This is a genomic window from Geobacillus zalihae NBRC 101842 (assembly GCF_001544135.1).
Classification (GTDB): Bacteria; Bacillota; Bacilli; order Bacillales; family Anoxybacillaceae; genus Geobacillus; species Geobacillus zalihae.
The window spans coordinates 1-5,439 of record NZ_BCPV01000107.1 but is presented as its reverse complement, the minus strand read 5'-3'; the positions used below and the strand labels follow the sequence as shown (position 1 = coordinate 5,439).

Here is a 5,439-nt window from a genome sequence, read left to right as displayed (position 1 = left end):
CGTTTCTAAAAGCGATGGTGGCCCGAATCGACGGGATCGGGTGGAGAAAGGGGCAGTTGGAGGAGGAAGAGCCCCGGAGGGCAGCCTCGGCCTCGACGAAGTCCAAGCGGATCGAACAGGCCAAACGGAAGGCAGGACGGTTGTGGGTGGATGTGGTGCGTCAGAATATACCGTGTCTGCAACGATCATCCGGGACGCCGATCCATCAAGCGTTGTCGGCACTCCGGGATGGTGGTTGGATGTAAAAAATGGAATACAATATGATCACCTCAAGATGAGGGATGAGGGTCCGAAAGCACTTACGATATCAATTCCTGAAAATGGTTCACTAACTAGTGATTGACAACGCCCGTAGTGAACCGAAAAAATGTTCTCCACAAAGTCTTGACTGACTCTAACACTAGGAAAAACTTGTGGATTCCTTGGTGATGTGCTAATCTATTCATGAGACATGAACCTCCTTGTGGGTAGTTGTGAGCACATCTATTTTACTCAAGGAGTCCCGTTCATGTCTCCTTTTTTGTTTGATTGTCAATTTATGTTAGCAAATTTGCTCATCTACAGTTCTTTAATACAAAATATAAGATATTTTGAATGGGATCAATCCAAGGAATTACCGGAAGTAAGTTTGACCGGTTATCTACAGTTGTCTAAACATTTTAATGAAACTATCAGCTAAATACCACCTTCTATGGGTGGTGTTTTTTATTCAACATAACATAAGATATGTTGCATTCAACGATATCCGACAAAACGAGACGAGGTATTACAAAAAACTCTTTACATTACCGTATTTTCCCGATAAAATAATTATTGTAATAACTGTAATATAATGAATATTTAGTTATATTAAAACCACCCCTTATCCTATGTTTTGATTTTGTTCTGTTTCACAAGTGCGTTACATGCCTAGTCTCAATCTTTCTAAGGGTGATCATTTTGAACGCTACAAAATTTTGTATAGCAACGTTTCTTTCAAACTTGGGGGACGTCATATACAGTGTTGTTATAGCTTGGTATATTGCTGACGTTTTACAATCAGGTTTTTTGATGGGAGCAGTTTTATTTTCCCTAGGTTTGTCGAGATTTATTGCTGGGCTTCTTTGCGGACCGGTTATTGATCGAATAGGGGCAAAGTTGTTTCTGTGGTTGTCAGACATGATAAGGACAATCATTGTGTTAGTTTTGGCTATTCTGTTATGGGATCATACTATCTCTTTTGTAATTCTCATAATGGTCTCCGTTTTGTTTGGAGCGATTGATGCTTTTTATTGGTCAGCCTCAGAATCAATAAAGCCAAGATTAGTCGCTACTGAATATTTGAGTCGTCTCAATAGTCAATACTTCACTGTTGTAAGAACAACGATCATTTTGGGCCCTTTAATAGCCGCTTGGATGGTTGAATCAATCTCAATAGAACATTCCTTGATAGCCATTTCTATCTTATATGCATTTTCAACTTTTTTAATTTTGTTTATTGACTCTAAAAATAGTCATCTTGAAAATATAAACGATAATAATGATAAAACTTCTTACTTTTCGGATTTAAGACTTGGTTTTAGTTTTTTGAATAGACAAAAAATGATTTTTTATTTGGTTATAACTATGTTTTTTGTAAATATTGGAGCAAACGGGGTTAATGTATTGTTCCCTTTTTTAGCTAAAAATGTTAGTGATGATGCTAAGTATTTAGGATATATATATTCATCGATGTCAATGGGAAGTTTGTTAACTGGTTTAATCTTTTCAGTTAAAAGCATTCACAAGGTTGAATTGAAGATTATTTATTTATCTTTTCTTTTACAAGCTACTGGTATTGCCGCACTATGTTTCACCCAAAATTTTTTGATTATTCTAATTTTCGTTTTTGTAATTGGCTTAATTACTGGTTTTATAGGAGTCCTTATACCTACTTTTGTTCAACGTTCTGTGCCTATTCATTTATTAGGAAGAGTTAATAGTATTATGATGGCGATTTCAATGCTTTCAACGCCAGTAGCCCAGTTTATTTTTGGGGTCAGTGTTGATTATTTCAATATAAAATATCTTTTCTTCATTGCAGGTGCTTTGGGTATAGTTACTAGTTTATCTTCGTTATTAATTAATGTGAGAAAAGGTACGCCAAGAGAAACTGTAATGTAAAGGAGGTGTTAAGCTTGAATATATTAGTTGGCGTTACAGGTTCTTCAGGAGTTGTTGAACTACCTATGTATTTACGAGTTTTTAGAGAAAAACTAGATGCTAACATTAGACTAGTTTGTACATCGAACGTTCAGAAATTTATTGATGTCAATTTTTTGGCGGCGCACGCTGATGCTCCTGCATATCAGGATATGTACGATTTTCCAAAGGAGTATACACGAAATAGAGTTCCTCATTCCTTTTTACATGACTGGGCGGATATTTTCATCATTTTGCCTTGTACTGCTAATACTTTAGCGAAGTGTGCAAACGGAATAGCTGATAATTTGTTAACCATGCTGGTTTTATGCTCTCCAAGACCTGTTGTCTTTTTCCCAAATATGGGGCCAAACATGTGGGATGCAAAAGTTACACAATACAATGCTAAAAAGCTGATCAGTTTTGGACATAAAGTTGTATTCCCTAGTGGAAATGCATGGATAACTGCAACCGGAGAAAAAGTAGATTATGGACATGTACCTCCCCCATATACAGTAGCTGAGTATATACAGAGACATATACAGCAGTCAGACAATGAATTGAAAGGAGGTGAATTGCATGAATCAGGAAATGCTTCAAATTCTTGATGAAGGCTTCGATGTCTTGAATCCAACAGCAGAAGACGTTCTTCTTTCTTTTGCACCGACTAACACAAACTGCGGAGGATGCTGATCATATTCTTTTGTCATCGGGGATAGCTATATTAAGCTATCCCTTGATTATAGGAGGGGTAAAAATGGAGCCGTTTTCTACTATTCCCAAAGAGGTAAAATCAGATGTGAATGATAGATGGGTAGCATCGCGATTTAATATTCTTTCCCATGAAGAGAATGGAGATCTTTATATATGTAATACTTATACGGGGGCATTTTTACGTGTTCCACAAGCTCATGCTAATAAGATTAAAAATATTCTCCGATCGGGATGTGATGAGCTTGATGATACTGCAAAGATTCTTGCTAATTATGGCTTTTTAATCAAAAGTAATGTAGACGAATTTAAAAGAGCCCGAATTTTACATGAAATCAAAGGAAGAAATCCTGAAAATATGTATTTGATTTTTTTAGTCACTGAACAGTGTAACTTTAGGTGTACATATTGTTATGAAAATTTTGAGAAAGGAAAAATGTCGGATGATGTTATTGAAGGTGTAATAAAATATGTTGAGAAAAGAGGGCCTCAACTAAAAAATTTGAATGTCCATTGGTTTGGAGGAGAACCTCTTCTCGCATTAGATGTTATTGAAAAATTATCAAATCAATTCCTTTTATTAAGTGAAAAGTACAATTTCAAGTTTCGTGCTGGTATTACTACTAATGGATTCCTTTTAAACAGTGATACGGCGACAAAATTATTAAAGCTAGGTGTTGACAATTTCCAGATAACTATAGACGGCCCTGAACATATTCATGATCAAACACGTAAGTTAGTGGGAGGACAAGGAACTTTCAAAAGAATATTTAATAATTTGAAAAATTTGAGTTATTTGGAATATGATTTTCAGGTTAGGATACGTGTCAACTTCGATAAAAGTAATGAACCTTATATACGCGATCTTACAAAAGAGCTTTCCGAAACGTTTTCCAACGATGGAAGGTTTCACGTCAACTACTTTCCTATTGGTCGATGGGGCGGACCGAATGATGAAGATTTAGATATATTTAATACAAAAATAAGAGCAAAAGTAGCACTAAGTTTGTGTGAAGATGCTTTAAATCAGGGATTATCGACTACATTAGGTAGCATTCTTCAACCTGGTGGTTATGTATGTTATGCGGCTGATCCTAATTCTTATGTAATTGGATCAGACGGTACTTTATATAAGTGTACAGTAGCGTTATATAATGAAAAAAATAAGATTGGAAAAGTTGAAAAAGATGGGAACTTTAGAATAGATATAGATAAATTTGCTTTGTGGGTTATGAACGATGAGTCTGAAGATGAGGGCTGTAAGAAGTGCTTCCTAAGACCTTCTTGTCAAGGATCTGCTTGTCCTCTAATTAGGATTGAAACAGGAAAAGCACCGTGCCCACCTGAAAAACAGTATATAAAGCAAGTAGTACGGGTTGTTGGTCGACAAAAGAAATTTATTAGCGAAAGAAAAATTAAAGTGACTAAAAGCTATTCGTAATATGCGATGAACACTTGAATCTTTGGCCTATGTGCTTTTCGGTTTTGAAAATTCTAGTTGTAAATTATCATCCCGAGTTCGACAGTCACTAGGCAAACAAAATGCCTCTCGCCCCTTGATGCAAAAGGGACGAGAGACATTTGGGCACACTTTGGGCGTGTATCTAGGCGCGAGGATGGATGCCTAGGATCTTCGGAGGAGGCTCCAGCCCTAGAGCCGCAAAGAGTTGCGCTTGTTTGGCCGTCAGTTCGGTTCGTTGATAAAGGTCTCCGTTTTTGGAAGAAAAATGTCCAAGCATAAGACGCTCACATTCGTCTCTTACGTTTGGCCACGATTCATGAGTTCGGATCTCCACGATCCGAACTAACAAGAGAGCAAGCCAACTGAGCAGCACATGCGCCCGAATGCGGTCTTCCAAGCGATGATACATGGGACGCAGCTCGAGTGTCGATTTCAACGTCCGAAAGGCCTGCTCAATATCCACCAGCTGCTTATACCCGATGGCGACATCTTCGGCAGACAAGGTGTCGTCAGATGTCCGGATGAGATATTTGCCGTCGTACTTTTCCGCGTCACGAACCGCCTGCTTGTCGATGCGAAGGGTTCCGTCCTTCAACTGGCGCAAGTATTTTCCGTAGGACGGATGGGAACGCAACCGGCAGGTCGCCTTATGACTCACATTTCGCACCCTCTCGACGAAAATCGGGAGGATTTTTTCGTTCCGATGTCGAATGAATCCTTGACACACAAGGAACGTAAAGGAGTTTTTCTCTTATGAACGTTCAAGTCAAAAAGGTCTATCGCAATTCTTATTTGAATATAATAAGTGCCCTATTCAAGAAACTGGGTCTGCCTCAATTGATTGACCATCTCGTGCCCGTCGATCCGCAGTGCCAAACGCGAGTCAGCGATGCCGTTCAGGCCATCCTCTACAATGTGTTTGACGGCCGGCAAGCCCTTGTTCACTTGGAACATTGGGCTCAGGAGGTCGATTGTGAGAAACTCATCCGTCCCGATCTCCATCCTTCCTGGTTGAACGACGATGCGTTGGCCCGTCATCTCGATCGCCTGTATGAGGCTGGCATTCACAACGTCATCAGCACTTGCTTGATTCATATTTATCGCAA

General features: G+C 38.8%; 4 protein-coding genes and 2 pseudogenes. 5 read left to right on the top strand and 1 reads right to left on the bottom strand.

Features of this window, described 5'->3' with window-relative positions:
* The 4 genes and pseudogenes from GZ1_RS17285 to GZ1_RS17270 all read left to right on the top strand — a co-directional run.
* A pseudogene (locus GZ1_RS17285) lies at positions 1–245 on the top strand (UPF0236 family protein); the annotation flags it as partial.
* A gap of 685 nt (positions 246–930) precedes the next feature.
* Positions 931–2,142, top strand: a complete 1,212-nt coding sequence (locus GZ1_RS17280) for an MFS transporter (protein ID WP_020278768.1) — start codon at positions 931–933, stop codon at positions 2,140–2,142.
* 14 nt (positions 2,143–2,156) lie between these two features.
* On the top strand, positions 2,157–2,768 hold the full coding sequence (locus GZ1_RS17275; RefSeq protein ID WP_053414193.1) for a flavoprotein: 612 nt from the start codon (positions 2,157–2,159) through the stop codon (positions 2,766–2,768).
* Between the two features lie 149 nt (positions 2,769–2,917).
* Complete coding sequence (locus GZ1_RS17270; protein ID WP_060788981.1) at positions 2,918–4,312, top strand: radical SAM/SPASM domain-containing protein; 1,395 nt, start codon at positions 2,918–2,920, stop codon at positions 4,310–4,312.
* Positions 4,313–4,475: 163 nt separating this feature from the next.
* Here the strand turns inward: GZ1_RS17270 and GZ1_RS17265 are convergent.
* A pseudogene (locus GZ1_RS17265) lies at positions 4,476–4,982 on the bottom strand (IS1634 family transposase); the annotation flags it as partial.
* A 104-nt stretch (positions 4,983–5,086) separates the two neighbouring features.
* Between GZ1_RS17265 and GZ1_RS18645 the strand changes: the two are divergent.
* A partial coding sequence (locus tag GZ1_RS18645; RefSeq protein ID WP_157074398.1) for a DUF4277 domain-containing protein occupies positions 5,087–5,439 on the top strand: 353 nt, incomplete at its 3' end.